Origin of the sequence: Moraxella boevrei DSM 14165 (assembly GCF_000379845.1) — a bacterium.
Classification (GTDB): Bacteria; Pseudomonadota; Gammaproteobacteria; order Pseudomonadales; family Moraxellaceae; genus Faucicola; species Faucicola boevrei.
On the sequence record NZ_KB903810.1, the window covers coordinates 64,252 to 80,530 of the forward strand.

Annotated in this window: 17 protein-coding genes; 8 read left to right on the top strand and 9 right to left on the bottom strand. The window is 38.4% G+C overall.

What is annotated here, in order from left to right; translation table 11 throughout:
* The first annotated feature begins 90 nt into the window (after positions 1–90).
* The 8 genes from A3G3_RS0111360 (at position 91) to yjgA (ending at position 6,637) form a co-directional block, all read left to right on the top strand.
* Positions 91–666 (top strand): TerD family protein, encoded by a 576-nt coding sequence (locus A3G3_RS0111360; protein WP_019520644.1) that lies wholly within the window; start codon positions 91–93, stop codon positions 664–666.
* Between the two features lie 265 nt (positions 667–931).
* Positions 932–1,780: a transporter substrate-binding domain-containing protein gene (locus tag A3G3_RS0111365; RefSeq protein ID WP_019520645.1), complete on the top strand. Its 849-nt coding sequence runs from the start codon at positions 932–934 to the stop codon at positions 1,778–1,780.
* Between the two features lie 12 nt (positions 1,781–1,792).
* Complete coding sequence (locus tag A3G3_RS0111370) at positions 1,793–2,551, top strand: TIGR00266 family protein (RefSeq protein WP_019520646.1); 759 nt, start codon at positions 1,793–1,795, stop codon at positions 2,549–2,551.
* A 58-nt stretch (positions 2,552–2,609) separates the two neighbouring features.
* Positions 2,610–3,212: a TerD family protein gene (locus A3G3_RS0111375; protein WP_019520647.1), complete on the top strand. Its 603-nt coding sequence runs from the start codon at positions 2,610–2,612 to the stop codon at positions 3,210–3,212.
* 259 nt (positions 3,213–3,471) lie between these two features.
* Positions 3,472–4,332 (top strand): 3-methyl-2-oxobutanoate hydroxymethyltransferase, encoded by an 861-nt coding sequence (panB, locus tag A3G3_RS0111385; RefSeq protein ID WP_019520649.1) that lies wholly within the window; start codon positions 3,472–3,474, stop codon positions 4,330–4,332.
* A 7-nt stretch (positions 4,333–4,339) separates the two neighbouring features.
* Complete coding sequence (gene panC, locus A3G3_RS0111390; RefSeq protein ID WP_019520650.1) at positions 4,340–5,191, top strand: pantoate--beta-alanine ligase; 852 nt, start codon at positions 4,340–4,342, stop codon at positions 5,189–5,191.
* 24 nt (positions 5,192–5,215) lie between these two features.
* Positions 5,216–6,109, top strand: coding sequence for an RNase adapter RapZ (gene rapZ, locus A3G3_RS0111395; protein ID WP_019520651.1), 894 nt, complete (start codon positions 5,216–5,218; stop codon positions 6,107–6,109).
* An 18-nt stretch (positions 6,110–6,127) separates the two neighbouring features.
* Positions 6,128–6,637 carry a ribosome biogenesis factor YjgA gene (gene yjgA / locus A3G3_RS0111400; protein ID WP_019520652.1) on the top strand — a complete coding sequence of 170 codons (510 nt, stop codon included), beginning with the start codon at positions 6,128–6,130 and terminating at the stop codon, positions 6,635–6,637.
* Positions 6,638–6,664: 27 nt separating this feature from the next.
* Here yjgA and A3G3_RS0111405 read toward each other — a convergent pair whose 3' ends face one another.
* The 9 genes from A3G3_RS0111405 to A3G3_RS0111445 are packed head-to-tail and all read right to left on the bottom strand — an operon-like array spanning position 6,665 to position 16,270.
* Positions 6,665–7,213: a DNA glycosylase gene (locus A3G3_RS0111405; protein WP_323806858.1), complete on the bottom strand. Its 549-nt coding sequence runs from the start codon at positions 7,211–7,213 to the stop codon at positions 6,665–6,667.
* 53 nt (positions 7,214–7,266) lie between these two features.
* The gene (gene galE / locus A3G3_RS0111410; protein WP_019520654.1) at positions 7,267–8,292 is read right to left on the bottom strand and encodes a UDP-glucose 4-epimerase GalE; all 1,026 of its coding nucleotides are present in this window, start codon (positions 8,290–8,292) and stop codon (positions 7,267–7,269) included.
* Between the two features lie 19 nt (positions 8,293–8,311).
* Entirely contained in the window at positions 8,312–9,568 is a 1,257-nt protein-coding gene (locus A3G3_RS0111415) for a hypothetical protein (protein WP_019520655.1), read from the bottom strand.
* Positions 9,569–11,200 (bottom strand): glucose-6-phosphate isomerase, encoded by a 1,632-nt coding sequence (gene pgi / locus A3G3_RS0111420; RefSeq protein ID WP_019520656.1) that lies wholly within the window; start codon positions 11,198–11,200, stop codon positions 9,569–9,571.
* Positions 11,201–11,235: 35 nt separating this feature from the next.
* Complete coding sequence (locus A3G3_RS0111425) at positions 11,236–12,096, bottom strand: UTP--glucose-1-phosphate uridylyltransferase (protein WP_026213019.1); 861 nt, start codon at positions 12,094–12,096, stop codon at positions 11,236–11,238.
* A 9-nt stretch (positions 12,097–12,105) separates the two neighbouring features.
* Positions 12,106–13,008, bottom strand: coding sequence for a glycosyltransferase (locus A3G3_RS0111430; protein ID WP_019520658.1), 903 nt, complete (start codon positions 13,006–13,008; stop codon positions 12,106–12,108).
* 55 nt (positions 13,009–13,063) lie between these two features.
* On the bottom strand, positions 13,064–14,230 hold the full coding sequence (glf, locus tag A3G3_RS0111435; protein ID WP_019520659.1) for a UDP-galactopyranose mutase: 1,167 nt from the start codon (positions 14,228–14,230) through the stop codon (positions 13,064–13,066).
* A gap of 24 nt (positions 14,231–14,254) precedes the next feature.
* The gene (locus A3G3_RS0111440; RefSeq protein WP_019520660.1) at positions 14,255–15,547 is read right to left on the bottom strand and encodes a hypothetical protein; all 1,293 of its coding nucleotides are present in this window, start codon (positions 15,545–15,547) and stop codon (positions 14,255–14,257) included.
* 3 nt (positions 15,548–15,550) lie between these two features.
* Entirely contained in the window at positions 15,551–16,270 is a 720-nt protein-coding gene (locus A3G3_RS0111445; RefSeq protein WP_019520661.1) for a glycosyltransferase family 2 protein, read from the bottom strand.
* Between the last annotated feature and the right edge of the window lie 9 nt (positions 16,271–16,279).

The following is a 16,279-nucleotide window of genomic DNA, read 5'->3' on the forward strand; positions in this document are numbered from 1 at the left end:
GTTTTACCTTAGTCAGACACAATTTTTTGTGTTTTTAAACGCTTTTTAATCAATTTTAACCTCCATTTTTAAACATTAAAGGAAAAAAATATGGCAATTAGCTTAACCAAAGGCGGTAACGTAAACCTATCAAAAGAAGCACCAACTTTAACCGCAATGACGGTCGGCTTAGGTTGGAATCCTCGTGCCACAGACGGTCAAGCCTTTGACCTTGATGCGATTGCATTTTTATTGAACGATGCTGGCAAAGTGCGTGCTGACAGTGACTTTATCTTTTTTAACAACTTAAAATCAGCAGACGGTTCAGTTGAACACACAGGCGACAACCGCACAGGTGAAGGCGATGGCGATGACGAAGTTATCAAAGTAGATTTGAGCAAAGTGCCTGCAGACGTTAGCAAAATCGCATTTTGTGCGGTAATTTATGACGGTCAGGCTCGTAACCAAAACTTTGGTCAAGTGGGTGATGCCTATATCCGTATCGTGAATAGCAACGGCGGTAGCGAAGTGGCTCGTTATGACTTGTCAGAAGACAGCTCAACCGAAACCGCGATGATTTTTGGTGAATTGTACAAACACAATGGCGAGTGGAAATTCCGTGCTGTGGGTCAAGGCTTTGCAGGTGGTTTAGGGTCATTGGCAAGCTCGTATGGCGTGGCGGTTTGATATCAACCTTGCATTGATACAAACTTAATTGATTTTATAATAAAAAGTGGCATAATAATCTTTATGTCACTTTTTGTGCCGTTTTTTTATTTCTTATAGTTAGTCATAAAATAACTAATAAGTAGTAGGCAAATTTAAATTATAATTTGAACTTTGGCGGGTTATACAAACCAACCAACCCTACGAAATTTCGTGTTATAGGATAATTTTGTTTGAATACTGGTTAATAAATAGATTATTTTTTAAAATTATTTGGAGCAATTTTATGAAGTATATTATTCCATCTTTGGCTTTTGCATCATTGTGTACGTTAACAGGTTGTTCACAAAGTGAACCTGCAAAAACCGAAACGACCACAACTGAAACGACTAGCTCAATTACCGCAAGCACATCTAATACTACTCCTACATCAGGTAAAATTTATACTGTTGCCGTAGATTCAAATTTTCCTCCATTTTCATACCTTGATGAAAATGGCAAACCTATTGGTTATGATGTTGACTTAATTAACGCCATCGCCAATAAAGCAAATATGAACGTCCAAATCCTTACAAAAAAATGGTCGGAATTTCCACAAGCATTAAATGAGGATCAAGTGGATTTATGGATTGCAGGCATTTCTATTTCCGAAGAACGCAAAGCAATTATTGATTATAGCGAGCCTTACTTGACCTATAAAACAGGGGTTTTAACCAAAAATAATGCAAAAGGTATGGCAATCAATCAAGCCAACCTAGCTGAACAACGTTTGATTGCTTTAGAAAGCACGATTGATTTTGACTATGCCAAAACATTGGTGAAAAACCCTGAAAATCTACACGGTGTATCAACAAGTTTTTTAGCCATGAAGGCAATTTTGACCGATAATGCGGATGCTTTTATCAATAATAACCGTGTTTTACAATATAATGTTAAACAGTACCCTGAATACAATCTCCGAACTTTTAATATAGACTTAGCAAATGCTGGTGGTAAAGACGGCAATTTAGGCATTGCGGTTAAAAAAGGTAATATGGATCTTATCAAAAAACTTAATCAAGGTTTGGCTGATATCAAACAAGATGGCACTTATAACAAAATCAATCAACAATGGTTTGGTACAAACGAGCAATAGGAACAGCTAAAAATGGCAGTAACTTTTACCCTACTTGGCGAAAATGAACCGTTTTTGCATTGCAACCTAAAACAAGGCGACATCGTACATTGTGAAGCCAACGCCATGGTGATGATGGAGTCTAACCTTGAATTAAAAGGCTCGCTACAAGGCGGTATCATGCGAGCCTTAATGAGACGTTTTGCCAATGGTGAATCGCTATTTCAACAAAAAATTGAAGCCACCAAAGGCGAAGGCGATTGCCTACTTGCCCCAACGCTTGACGGCGATATGCAAATTCTTGATGTGGGAGCGGTGCAGTATACGCTATCGGACGGTGCGTTTGTGGCAAGCTCTGGCACGGTAGATATTAAAGCAAGTATCAACAGTAGTCTGGGCGGAGCGGTGTTTGGCGATACGGGCGGATTTTTGGTCATGCGAACCGAAGGTCATGGACAGGTTGTGGTTTCAGGCTTTGGCTCGTTGTTTGAGATTGAAGTTACCCCTGACAAACCAGTTTTGATTGACAACGGTCATGTGGTCTGTTGGGATAGCCGTTTGGCTTATGAATTGTCGGTTTCTACCAGTCAAAGTAAGGGATTTTTGGGCAATATTATCAATTCGGTAACCAGTGGCGAAGGCATGGTGCTAAAATTTAGCGGTGCAGGCAAAGTGGTGTTATGCTCTCGTAACCGTGATAATTATCAAGGCTGGCTGAGTAAAGTGTTAGGTGCTGGCAATAGCGGTAGTGGCACAAGCGGTGGCGGGTTATTTGGTGGGTTATTAACCTAATAATTTATTGTATATCTTTGAATTTTAACAATTTTTTAATAAGCACTAGGAGCTTAATATGGCAGTTAATCTACAAAAAGGTCAAAAAATTTCTTTGGAAAAAGAAGCAGGCGGTGCATTAACCCGTGTCAATATGGGTTTAGGCTGGGACGTTGCCAGTTCTGGTAAATCAGGCGGATTTTTGGGCGGTTTGTTTGGTGGCGGTGGTGGCCACGACAGCATTGATTTAGATGCCTCTGTTGTACTATTTGACAGCAACAAACAGCCGATTGACGTTGTATATTTTGGACAATTACACTCAAAAGACGGCTCAATTTCGCACTCTGGCGACAACCGCACAGGGGCAGGCGATGGCGATGATGAAGTCATTAGCGTGGATTTATCTCGTGTGCCTGCTAGCGTACAGTCGCTTGTTTTTACGGTAAACAGCTTTACAGGGCAGTCGTTTGAAAAAGTTGCCAATGCCTATTGCCGTATCGTTAATGCGGGTAACAATGGCGAAGTGGCTCGTTATAACCTGTCTGCTCAAGGCTCGCATACAGCGATGATTATGGCAAAAGTTTATCGTCACAACGGCGAGTGGAAAATGCACGCCATTGGTGAGACGGCAAACGGTCGTACCTTTAACGATTTGATGCCTGCAATTGTGCCACACGCTTGATTTTTTGGTTAAAAATTTTTGATAAACAGACATTTAAGTGATTAAAGGTCTGTTTTTTTGTGGCAATTGTTTTTTCAAACGGTTGCAAAAAATTACTTGCAACAACTTACAACAAAAAAATGAGAAATATGCTAAAATAACAACCAAAAATTTATTAACATTAGCAAAAAACACATTAAAATTACAACGTTATCCCTTGAAACTATTCAACAAACAACGCATTTTAAATACAATATTTTCATGATTAATAAGGCGACCCATGACCTACCTAGCCAACTTAAAACCAGAAACTACAACTAAAGCCGACCAAAAACCCAAATCCCCCATCACCCTACCCACCCTACAAAAGTACAAGCAAAATGGCGAAAAGTTTTCGTGTTTAACCTGTTATGATGCTTCCTTTGCCCATTTGATGGAGCTTGCCGAGATTGACACGATTTTGGTGGGTGATAGTTTAGGAATGGTAGTGCAGGGGCAATCGTCTACTTTGCCCGTTACTGTCAATGATATGGTCTATCACACCCAAAATGTCGTGCGTGCCAATCATCACGCCCTAATTATTTGCGATTTGCCCTTTATGAGTTATGCAACTTTAACTGATGCGATTAAAAATAGCCGTGCGGTCATGCAAGCAGGGGCGAATATGGTAAAAATTGAAGGCGGTAGTGAACTCGCCGAGATTGTCACGGTTTTAGCCAAAAATGGCGTACCGACTTGCGTGCATTTGGGCTTAACTCCCCAATCGGTCAATGTGTTTGGTGGCTATAAAGTACAAGGCAAAACAGACGAGCAAGCCGACCAATTATTAAAAGACTGTGAAATTTTGGTGAATGCGGGGGCGAGCATGATTTTATTAGAGTGCGTGCCTGCCAAGCTTGCCAAAAAAGTAACCAAAAGCTTTGCCGTGCCTGTCGTTGGCATTGGGGCGGGCGTGGACACAGACGGACAAGTTTTGGTCATGCACGATATGCTGGGCATTTATACCAAAAAACCTGCTAGATTTGTCAAAGACTTTTTAAAAGATGGTGGCAATGAAACAGGCGATATATTGGGTGCGTTTAAAAATTATCATCACACCGTTAAACAAAAAACCTTTCCAAGTATAGAGCATAGTTTTTGATATCATCATGAAAATTTTTAATACCATTTTAGAACTCCAAGCCGAATTAAAAACACAGCGTGATAAAAAAACTACCCCCAACATTGCATTGGTTGCGACAATGGGCAATTTGCATGATGGGCATATATCACTGGTCAAACTTGCCAAACAAAAAGCCGATATGGTCGTGGTGAGTATTTTTGTCAATCCCACGCAATTTGGCGTGGATGAGGATTTTGACAGTTATCCACGTACGCTTGATGACGATTTGGATAAATTAAAAACTGCCAATGTCGACATTGTATTTGCCCCAAGTGTCAATGAAATGTATCCCTCTTATCCACCCAATGTGCAGGTATTAAGTGGCGAGATTACCAAAATCTTATGCGGAAAGTCTCGCCCCACGCATTTTGACGGTGTGGGATTGGTAGTGAGTAAATTATTTAATATTGTCCGCCCTGATATGGCGATTTTTGGTAAAAAAGATTATCAGCAATTAGCCATTATCCGCCAGTTAAATGATGAATTAAATTTTGGTATTGAAATTATTGGAGCGGAAATTGTGCGAGCCGATGACGGCTTGGCATTGTCATCAAGAAATGGCTATTTAACGCCTGATGAGCGGGCAATCGCGCCTGTTATCCAACAGACGCTACAAAAAATTAAAGCCGATATTCAACATTCAAGCTTTGAGAATTATGCCGATATTATGCAAAAACATCACGATGAATTAACCAATACAGGGTTAAAAGTAGATTATTTATCACTATATAATGACAAATTACAAGCTGTCAAGCCGAGCGATAAAAATTTGGTGGTATTAACGGCGGTATTTGTAGGCAAGGCACGGCTTTTGGATAATTTAGAAATTGGGTTATAAAATTATAAGTAAATAGGTACAATTATGACAACAAACACCCCCAATATCATCATCGTTTCAGGGCGGTCGGGTTCTGGCAAAACTTCGGTTTTAAATATTTTAGAGGATTTTGGGTATTATTGTTTGGATAATTTGCCTTTATCGCTTGTCATTACCGCCCTTGAAAAATTAACCGAAACCGACATCAAAAAAATCGCTCTTGGCATTGATGTGAGAACCCCAAAGGCAGATTTAAAAGATTTTGAAACCATTTATCAAGCCTTAATAGACCTTTATGGGCAGTCAGCAATTAAAATCCTTTATACCACTGCCAATGACAATAGCTTAATTTCTCGTTTTGATGCCACACGCCGAGTACACCCACTCATGGCAAATGGCACAATCAAAAATCTACCCAATGCGATTAAAACCGAAAGAGAATTGTTATCGCCCATTTTTAAACTTTGTGATATTAAAATTGATACCACAAGCTTAAATATCCACGAATTAAAAGAATTGGTACGCAATCATTTCGGTGTGAATAATGTAATTACGGTCAATGTTTTATCCTTTGGTTTTAAATATGGCTCTCCCATTGATGCTGATTTTTTGTTTGATGTACGCATTTTACCCAATCCACATTGGCAAAAAGAATTAAAGGTAAAAACAGGCTTGGATAATGAAATTAAAGACTTTTTTGCCAATTATCCACAAGTCAATGACATGGTAGCTGACATTGGCAATTTTTTAATAAAATGGTTGCCAGAGTTTTTAAATAACAATCGCCACACAATAACCATCGCCATTGGCTGTACAGGCGGTAAACACCGCTCGGTGTTTATCAGCGAATTTGTGGGCAAATTATTAAGCGAGCAATTACCCAAAGCAATGACGGTGAATATCAAACACCGTGAAAAAATTTATTGGCAAGAACATTAATAAATAAAGGTAACAATTATGCTAAATTTTGCAGAAATGGATATGGTGGTGAGCCGTACTGAACAAAAAAAATCGCGTGAACGCTTGCAACTATTGGCAGAACCGCTTGCCAATTTGTCAAAAAAACAGATGAAAAACTTGCCAGCCAGTGAGTTTTTTTTGGACGATTTATTGCAATTAAACGACATCACCAGCCATGAAGCCCGCAAACGTCATGTGAAACGTCTTGGCAAATTATTGGCGGAAGAAAATCCGCATGATATCGTGGAATACCTGTTTCGCTGTACCTTTAGCCCAGAGCAACAGGCGAAAATTGAAAGCTGGCAAACTCGGTTAAATTTGCAAGACGAAAACACCTTAAAACAATTTACCAAATCATTTTTTCAAAGTGAGTTTAATACCATTAAACAGTTATTGGTTTGGGTTGCTTATGCCAAACACACGCAAGATGATGAATTGTTAGAAGAAAGTGAAAATGATTTGAACACTTATATTCGTCAGGTGGCGATTTTGTCAAAGAATAAGTAATTGATTTTTAAAAATTTTAACTATTTATCAAAGCAATCCTGCTAATTCAAAAAACTGCCGATAAGCCGAAACTTTATTGTCAAGGCTCATCGGATACGCCCGAGAGCTAGACGGCAAGCGATAAATCGTAAGATGTCGCCCAAAGATTAAGACATTTAACATTTGGTTAGTTTTTGGAGATTTTAACGGTTTTTGTTGATTTGCCGATAAATATTCGTTTACCAATTCCATTAGCACATCGGTTGCCTTACCACCTGTGGTAAACAGCCATTTGACATGGGGTAATTTTGCCAACACACTTGCTAAATCCACACGCCTGACTACCGTTAAATGGGCATCGGAGGCATTGCCTTTCTCACGGATAACGTGGGTAACGGTCGGTAGCTGACCAATACCTTTTTTGATTAAAAAGTCTTGGATTTTGTCAGCATCAAAGCGTTTTTCGTCGCCAATGCGAAAATAATCCACATCGTCAAAAAATACCTTACCATAAATCCGCCACATATCATTGTAAAAATTAGGGTAATGAAACGCCATACACCATTTCTCGGGCGTGGGTGGCATCGTCCCCATCATGAGTGCGGTAGCATGTGGCGGTAATACGGGAGCGAATGGGTGCGGTTCTACGTTCACCCACGATAACCCTGTGGGTTATTCGATTGCCAACGCCAAGTATCGGCACACATTGCTTCAATGTTTAATTTTGCTTCCCAATTTAGCAAAGTCTTGGCTTTATCGGAACTGGCGTAACAAGTGGCAATATCCCCTGCTCGTCTATCCACAATTTTAAACGGTACGTTTACGCCTGTGGTTTTGATAAAAGCATTAACAAGCTCTAATACAGACGTACCATTACCTGTACCCAGATTAATCGGTTCAAATCCAATAGATTTGTCTTGTTTTTCAATAAATTGCAACGCCGATACATGCCCTTTTGCCAAATCAACGACATGAATATAATCGCGCACACCTGTGCCGTCCAGCGTATCGTAATCATCGCCAAAAACCGATAACGTTTGTAATTTACCCACCGCTACTTGACTGATGTAAGGCATTAAATTATTAGGAATATCGCTTGGGTCTTCGCCAATCATACCCGTCTTATACGCTCCAATCGGATTAAAATACCGCAGTGAAATGATATTGAACTCACTATCCGCCTTTGCCAAATCTTCTAAAATGTACTCAACCATCAATTTACTTTGACCGTAGGGGTTGGTTGCCGAGCGTTTTGCCGTTTCCACAATCGGCAAGATTTCTGGGTCACCATAGACGGTAGCAGATGATGAAAAGACAAAGTTTTTTACACCTTTTTCTTTCATCACGTCCAATAAATTTAGCGTACCTGACACGTTATTTTGATAATATTTTAAAGGTTTGGCAACCGATTCGCCCACCGCTTTTAGTCCTGCAAAATGAATAACCGCAAAAAAATTATGCTCATTAAACGTTTTAACAAGCAAATTCCTATCCAAAATATCACCCTGAATAAAGGTTAATTTTTGATCGATGATGTTTTCGACTCGCTCAACTGCAACAGGGCTAGAATTAGACAAATTATCATAAATCACAGGCGTAAAACCTGCGTTTACAAGCTCAATAAGCGTGTGCGTGCCGATATAACCTGCACCACCAGTAACTAATATTTTTTTCATCGATTTTTACCTTTTTAATTTAACGCCCAATGCCAAAATATTCGCCTTTAAAATCAGTCACTTGACTATCTGTTAAAATATTTTTGGCATCAAAAATTGGCAAAGCAATTTTGTTTAATTGATTGATATCAGGTGGTGTTAATCCTGACCAGTTAATAATAAATAACGCATCGGCGTTCTTTAAAATCTCGTACGGCTCATTCGTAATGCTTAACAACCGATTGTCGCCGTACAATTGTTCTAATTCAAAACTGGTGTTATTTAAATAGACATTGGTTTTGATGTGATACGACCACAACAGCTTGAGTAATGGGTGAATGGCAGAATTGGTGGTAATGCCCGCCCCAATGCGATAACCCGCTCCCCAAATTGCTACCGTCTTTTGCTCAATATTGCCATCAAAATATTGCCAAAACTTACGAAAACACAGCTCTTTTTGGTCTTCGTTAATCATCAATACTGATGACAATAAGTGATTATCCACTTGATTTTGTTCAAATTTTTCTTTTAATAATGCTAATTCATTCGGCAACGATTTGCCACCAAAGCCCCAACCTGCACCCAAATAGGCATGCCCCACTCGGCTGTCATTACCCATAATACGTTCTACAGTTTTTATATTCACCCGTTCACTATCGGCAAGACGAGCAAGTTCATTCATCAGCGACAAGCGGGTGCCAAGCATTGCCATGATAGAGCTTCTAGCAAATTCGCTGGTTTTAATGTCGCTAATTTCACAAGTTTTGGCTTGATTTTTTAAAAATAATAAAATATCAGATTTTACCACACTATTGGGTATTTTTTCACCAATCAATACCAAATCAGGCTGATAAAATGAACTAAAATTCGCCCCTTCTTTCATAAAAATAAACGGTAGATAATAGACCCAATTTGTTTTGAACTGTTTGGCTATATCATTGATCTTGCCAATTTTTTTCGTACCGCTTAGGATAATGTGGGTATGTGGACTTGTCTGTTTTTGAGCAAGCAGGTCTAACTTATCATCATTGAAATTATCCAAAAATAGCCAAATTGTCTGCCCCTCTATTTTTTGAGCAAATACCAAATCAAGCTCGTGGTGCAGGATAATTTTTTGTTTACTTGTATACAACGACCAAGCCAAACCCATTTGACGGTCAAATTTATAATACAACAAAGTTTCATCAATTTCACCATCTTTGGCGTACAGATATACAATCTTGTCGAGATTGGCAAGAAAAATGGCGGTATTTATCGCTTCATGACTAGAACCAAAAATATAAACTTCATTTGACATTTAAGCAGTTCCTTTTATAACCGCCAATAACTGATTGGTCGATGAATCAAATTTATCTGTAAAATCAGTGGTTTGTAGCTCATCATACACACTATTTGCCATGACTTTGCCGACTTCCACACCCCACTGGTCAAAAGGATTAATCTGCCAAATCACACTCATGACATATACTTTGTGCTCATATAGTGCAATCAGCGAACCCAAAGTTTTTGGCGATAAGCTATTTAACAACAACGTTGTAGACGGCTGATTACCACGGTATTGTTTAAAATGGCTAAATTCGTCTCGTTTATTTTTTAGTTCATCAGGCAAGGCTTGATTACCAAATGCCATCACTTGCGACTGCGCAAGACAGTTTGACAGCGATAATTTATGCTGATTGGCAAGCGATGAATTGTAAATTTGCGAGCCGTCATAACGATGAATTGGCGTAATAAAATCGCACGACACCCTTTGCGTGCCTTGATGTAACAGTTGATAAAAAGCGTGCTGAGCATTCGAGCCTATATCTCCCCACAAAATCGGACAGGTATTATAATCGACCGCCACACCCTTACGAGTGACTGATTTGCCGTTGGATTCCATTTCTAATTGCGTCAGATAGTTGGGGAAAAAACTAAGTCGTCCATCATAAGGCAAAACGGAATGGGCATTGATGTTTAAAAATGTTGCATTCCACACGCCAATCAAGCCCAAAAGTACAGGCAAATTATGCGCAAAATCAGCGGTGGCAAAATGCTTATCCATGATATTTGCCCCCGCGAGCAATTCATAGAAATTATCCACACCAACTTTAATGGCAATGGCAAGCCCAATCACCGACCACATGGAAAACCGTCCACCAACCCAATCCCAAAGTAGCAGTTGATTATCTGTATGAATGCCCCACTCACTCATCTTATCAGGACGCGTAGAAATGCCAATAAAATGACGACGTAAAATCGTGGTGCGGTTATCATGGGCAGTGAGCAGCCAGTGCAAGGCAGTTTTAGCATTAGATAGTGTATCAATCGTACCAAATGATTTTGAAGAAATAATAAATAATGTGGTTTGTGGATTTAAAACTTTCAAAAGAACATCTAACTGAGTGCCATCCATGTTGGAGACAAAATGCACGCTGATGTCGGTGTCCGCCCATTCGGATAGAGCGGTGGTCGCCATTAAAGGTCCAAGGTCAGACCCTCCCACGCCGATATTTACCACATCCGTGATTGCCTTGCCTGAGTAGCCACGCCATATTTTTTGACGAATACGATTAACCAAAATCTCCGCTTTTGCTAGACTGTCATGCACATCTTGATTGACATCGATACCATTTATCATAAGGCTTTCACCTTTTGGAGCTCGTAAAGCAGTGTGTAGGGCTTCACGGTTTTCGGTATCGTTGACTTTTTTTCCTATTAATAAGTCATTGATTTTTTTGGATAAATCAAATTCGTTGGCAAGCGTTAATAAATTATCTAAAACCGTCTTGTCAATCGCTTGCTTACTAAAATCTATGTAAATGTCGCAAGCACTGGCGGTAAAATTCTTGCCACGTTCGCTATCAGTAGCAAAAAACGTATTTAAATCAAGGTCGTTTTTGGCAAGAGATTGTAAGGCTTGCCAAGTGACAGGCATTGTTTGGCTCATGATTTTTCCTTAGAAAGTCTTTTAAAATCAATATATTAACCTAACTGCTTACTAGCAAAATACACAAATGCCTGCATATAGCTTGTCATATCGCCTGCATCAAAGCTGTCGCCCACCATAGTGACCACATCCATTCCCTGCTCACCGATGAGTGCGTCAATGGCATCAGTGAGCTGAATTTCACCGCCTACGCTTGGAGCAGTTTTGGCAAGATAATTAAAAATCTTAGCATCAAACACATAACGCCCCACCACTGCCAAATTAGACGGTGCAACATCTGCCGATGGCTTTTCCACAAAGCCCTTAACATCAAACGATTGATTTTTATCATTTTTTTCAATGGTTTGTTTGTTATCAAGGCGAGCAATACCGTATTTATGAATATCATTCTCGGCAACTGGGTCAACAAGAATTTGACTACGACCAGATTTACTAAATTCATCTAGCATATACGTCAAATTATTCTCACCAAAACTTGGAAGAAATGGGTCAAGCACCACATCTGGCAGTAATACCGCAAAAGGATTGTCGCCAACGACTGATTGAGCCTGCAAAACCGCATGACCTAAACCAAGCGGTTTGCCTTGACGCACCGATGTGATTTTGACATCGTCAGGTAAGAAGTCCAAACTATCAGCAAGCTCATTTTTGCCTTTATTGCGAAGCTGAATATCCAATTCGCCGTTAATGTCAAAATAATTTTCAATCGCTGATTTCTGGGCGTGATTGACAAGCACGATGTGCTTAATCCCTGCTTTTATCGCCTCATCAATGACGTAATGAATACTTGGGCGATTACCAAGCGGTAATAGCTCTTTTGGCACGGCTTTTGAAAGTGGGAGCATACGAGTGCCAAAGCCTGCGGTGGGGATAATGGCGTGGGTTACTTTCATAATATCTCCAAATTATTGTTTTTGGTTTTTCACATAACCAAGTAATCCAAAAATAAAGGCTTTTAACCAAACATAATAGTGCTGTATATTTTTTTGATAAATTAAATAAAACCAACTGTATCGCCAGAACTCCTTAAAAGCAACAGTTATTTTTTTGCGTAGCGTAAAATCTTCTCGCAATTTTAACATATAAAATCGATTTCTGGTGGAATAAAATAGCTTAAAGGTATTTTTGATATGATGATAACGCTTACCTTTGATATAGTAATATTCGTCAACAGAACTTGGGTGATAGACAATTTGCTCGGTAAAGGTTGCAAATTTGAATCCTGCTCGTACAATTCTTTGGCGAAACTCTTCTTCATCTCCACGAATAAAAAACTCAGGGCGTGGACCTTTCAACTTTAGTAAAACCTTTTTATCAAATAGCACGCCGTTGAATAATTTTAATTCATCAATCTTTTCATGTTTTTGAATACTATTAACATCGCTTGATTTTTGATTATCAACTAGGTATTCGTAAGCAGTTTTATCATGATTGTGCGTATCCACGACTAAGGGTGCAACTACATCTAAATTATGATTAGTCTTAAAAGATAGCATTTTTTCAATAAAATCATTGTCTTTTGGATAAGCGTCATCATCAAAACTAAATATAAAATCACTATTTAAGTGAATGGCTTCTTTTAATCCTTTTGCAAAACCTCCCGCCCCACCTAAGTTGTTGTGTAGTTCAACTAATTTTATAATTGGGTTATTGTAATTTTTAATCAGTTCACACGTGTTATCGGTGCTATGATTATCAATAATCACAATATAATTAGGCTGATAAGTTTGTGACAATAGACAGTCCAAAAGCCTTTGGATAAAAGCTTTTGAATTAAAGGTAACAATCACGACACTAACAATAGACATAAGTATTCATGTTCAGTAAATTTACTAGACATTTACTGAATATATTTAGCAAATATCAAAGAACGGTAACCATAAATGCCGGCATTTTTCCGCCAGACTTTTGGGCATTTAAAAAACTTTTTGTCACATCTAAAGCCTCACGAATAGTCACATCCATGTCTAAATAACGATAAGTGGCAAGCCGCCCCACAAAGGTTACTTTTGTTTCTTGTTTTGCTAAATCCACATATTTTTCAAGCATGGTTTTTTCATCAACCAAGCGAATGGGATAATATGGAATGTCTTTTTCTTCAGCCAAACGGCTAAATTCTTTAAAATACACCGTTTTGTCGTGATTTTCCCAAGGGGTAAAATGCTTATGCTCGGCAATGCGAGTATATGGCACGCTCTCTTCGCCGTAATTCATCACCGCACAGCCCTGAAAATCGCCGTCTTCGATATGGCGTTCAAAATCGAGCGTACGATAACCCAAACGACCGAGTTTGTAATTATAAAAACCGTCTAGGGCACCTGTGTAAAAAAGATGCTCATAACTATCAAGTTTATCACGATAATCATCAAAACTGGTATTTAATTTTACCGTGATATTATCATGAGTTAAAATACTCTCTATAATCGGTGTATAGCCGTCTTTTGGCATACCTTGGAATTTATGAAAAAAGTAATTGTCATTATAATTAAAACGTACAGGCAAACGTTTTAAAATACTCGCTGGCAGCTTGGTTGGCGACATTCCCCATTGTTTTTGGGTATAACCTTTAAAAAAGGCTTCATATAAATCTTTGCCGACAAATTTTAAAGCCTGCTCTTCAAAATTTTGTGGCTCGCCAATACTTTTATCCGCTTGTTCATTCACAATAAAATTATGGGCTTCTTTGGGGCTAAATGCTTTGCCAAAAAATTGGTTAATGGTATGCAAATTCACAGGCAAAGAATATACCTGTCCGCCAACCGTTGACTTGACACGGTTAGTGTAAGGCATAAATGTGCCGTGCTTACCCACATATTCCCACACCTCTTTATCATCGGTGTGGAAAATGTGCGGACCGTATTGGTGTACCATGACTTCGGTGTCTTTGTCACGTTCGGTGTAGCAGTTACCTGCAATATGCGAACGCTGGTCAATAACTTCAATTTGATAACCTTGTTCAGCAAGCTCACGAGCAATAACTGCACCTGAAAAGCCTGCACCGATGATTAGGATTTTTTTATTTGCATTCATAAGAAGCTCCAAAAGAATCAAATTTTATTTCAGCAACGCTTCAATTTCTCTATGAGCATCATAGGTTCTATAAATCCTCTCAATACCATCAGAGTGGTTAAGCCCAAAATTGTATGAATTTATAATTAACCTATTTGAAAAGTTAAGGCAATCAATATAGTACTGCTCACAGGGATTTCCACAATCATAGTAAATATTATGGATAACATTTGTAATTTCACAATTATCAATGAAGGAATTGAGACTACAAATCTCACTATCTCTGTTATTAAAAGTGAAATCATTTAATACAGCTGGTCTTCTTGGCATATCGAACAATTCAACTAGTTTTCTACGATGTAATCTCTCAAGTGTTGTCTGAGGATTAAAAGTAAACGTATAGAAATTAATATTTTTATACTCACTAGCTAGCACTTCACTAAAATAAATTGAAGCAAATCCACCTGCTGACATACCACAAAATACAACCTTATGATAGTTTGTCACTATGCTCCGTAAGACTGACAATACCCTTTTGGTCTTATCAATATACCAACCAACAATAGAGCCCTCCGAAATTCTACAAATATCCACGCCTTCCATTAATGGTATAGAAAAAAACTCCCAATAACCAGTCTTGGAACCATCATACAAATGAGCGTTACCATTAAAAACTACAAATAAAGTTTTAGATATATTACTTAAAGTTAATTCAGTATTTAGCTCACTTAAAAAATATGAACCCTCATCACTTAAAAAATCCAGTGCATGATTTGTAGGATTAGCACCTAGAAGAAAATCGCCTTTAAAATGCCTGATATGCTTACCATCTAGTAACTTATAATTAAAAGTTGAACTCAACACGCCATCTTTTGTGTAAAAACTCAAACAACCATTAACAATACCCCAAGAGAATTCATTATGATGAGTATAACCACCTACTAAACCATTTTGGCAGAGCCACAAGTTATCAGAAATAATATTACCATTTTTTCCCCTAAATCTCCAACGTGTATTTGAAAGGTATTCCCTAAGACTTTCATCACTACAATACGGTTCGTAGAATTTTTGACGAAATATTTTCATTTGAATAGGTATATCATATACAGTCCAAACACCAAAAAATGAACGATTCGATATATCAATCCAAGCCGTATTTTCACCTCTAGGATTGAAAAATTCTATTCTGCTTCCCAAGACACTATATTTGTAAAAGTCTAAATTTAAATACCTTTCTATGTAACCATCCTCACCAAAAGAAAAGCTAGGACAAATTACCGCTCCATCCAAAAAACTGATAACATAGTTATCTTCATTTGTTACAATTAGTTCACTCATAAACTATCCTTTTAGACCATTTTTCATCAATAAGTCATACTCATCTGGCGTCCCGCAAAAATCAATCTGTAATAGCTCTATCAAATCATAGCGAATGTCCGCACCTTGCTCCAACATCAAATTATACATTGGGGCGATATACAGCTCACCTTTGACATAGAGTTTTTCGGTTTTGGTTTTTTCAAACAATGATTTGAAATCACCCGCTCTTTTAAAATAATAAAGCCCATCGCTACACAAATCTGAAATACGCTCTTTTTCGGTCGTGCGAATCACTTTATCATCTTCATCAATACTGACAAACGACCAATGATCCCCCTTGCCTTTAAAGACTTCTAAATAACCATCGCAGTCTTTGACAAAATCAGGCTTTTTAAAGTCGTGGCGGAATGTATCAATATTAAAAATATACAATTCCTCATCATCAGTCATCTTTTGAATGCCCAAATACACCGTCTCTGCTTGACCTTCGGTTTCACCATCTAGCACGCACAGCTCATAATTTTTAATGCCAAGATTTCGCATTTCACGCTCAACAAAGGCTTTGGTTTCATACACATCACGCAAAATAATGACAAACAAATCTGTCTCAAAATACGCCTTGAATGATTCTAGCGAACGAGCGAAAACTGTCTTGCCACCCATATCTAACTGATATTTTGGCACATCATAACCCGCTTTAAAAAAACGGCTAGAAAGTCCTGCCATTGGAATAACAATCATCTTTTTTTC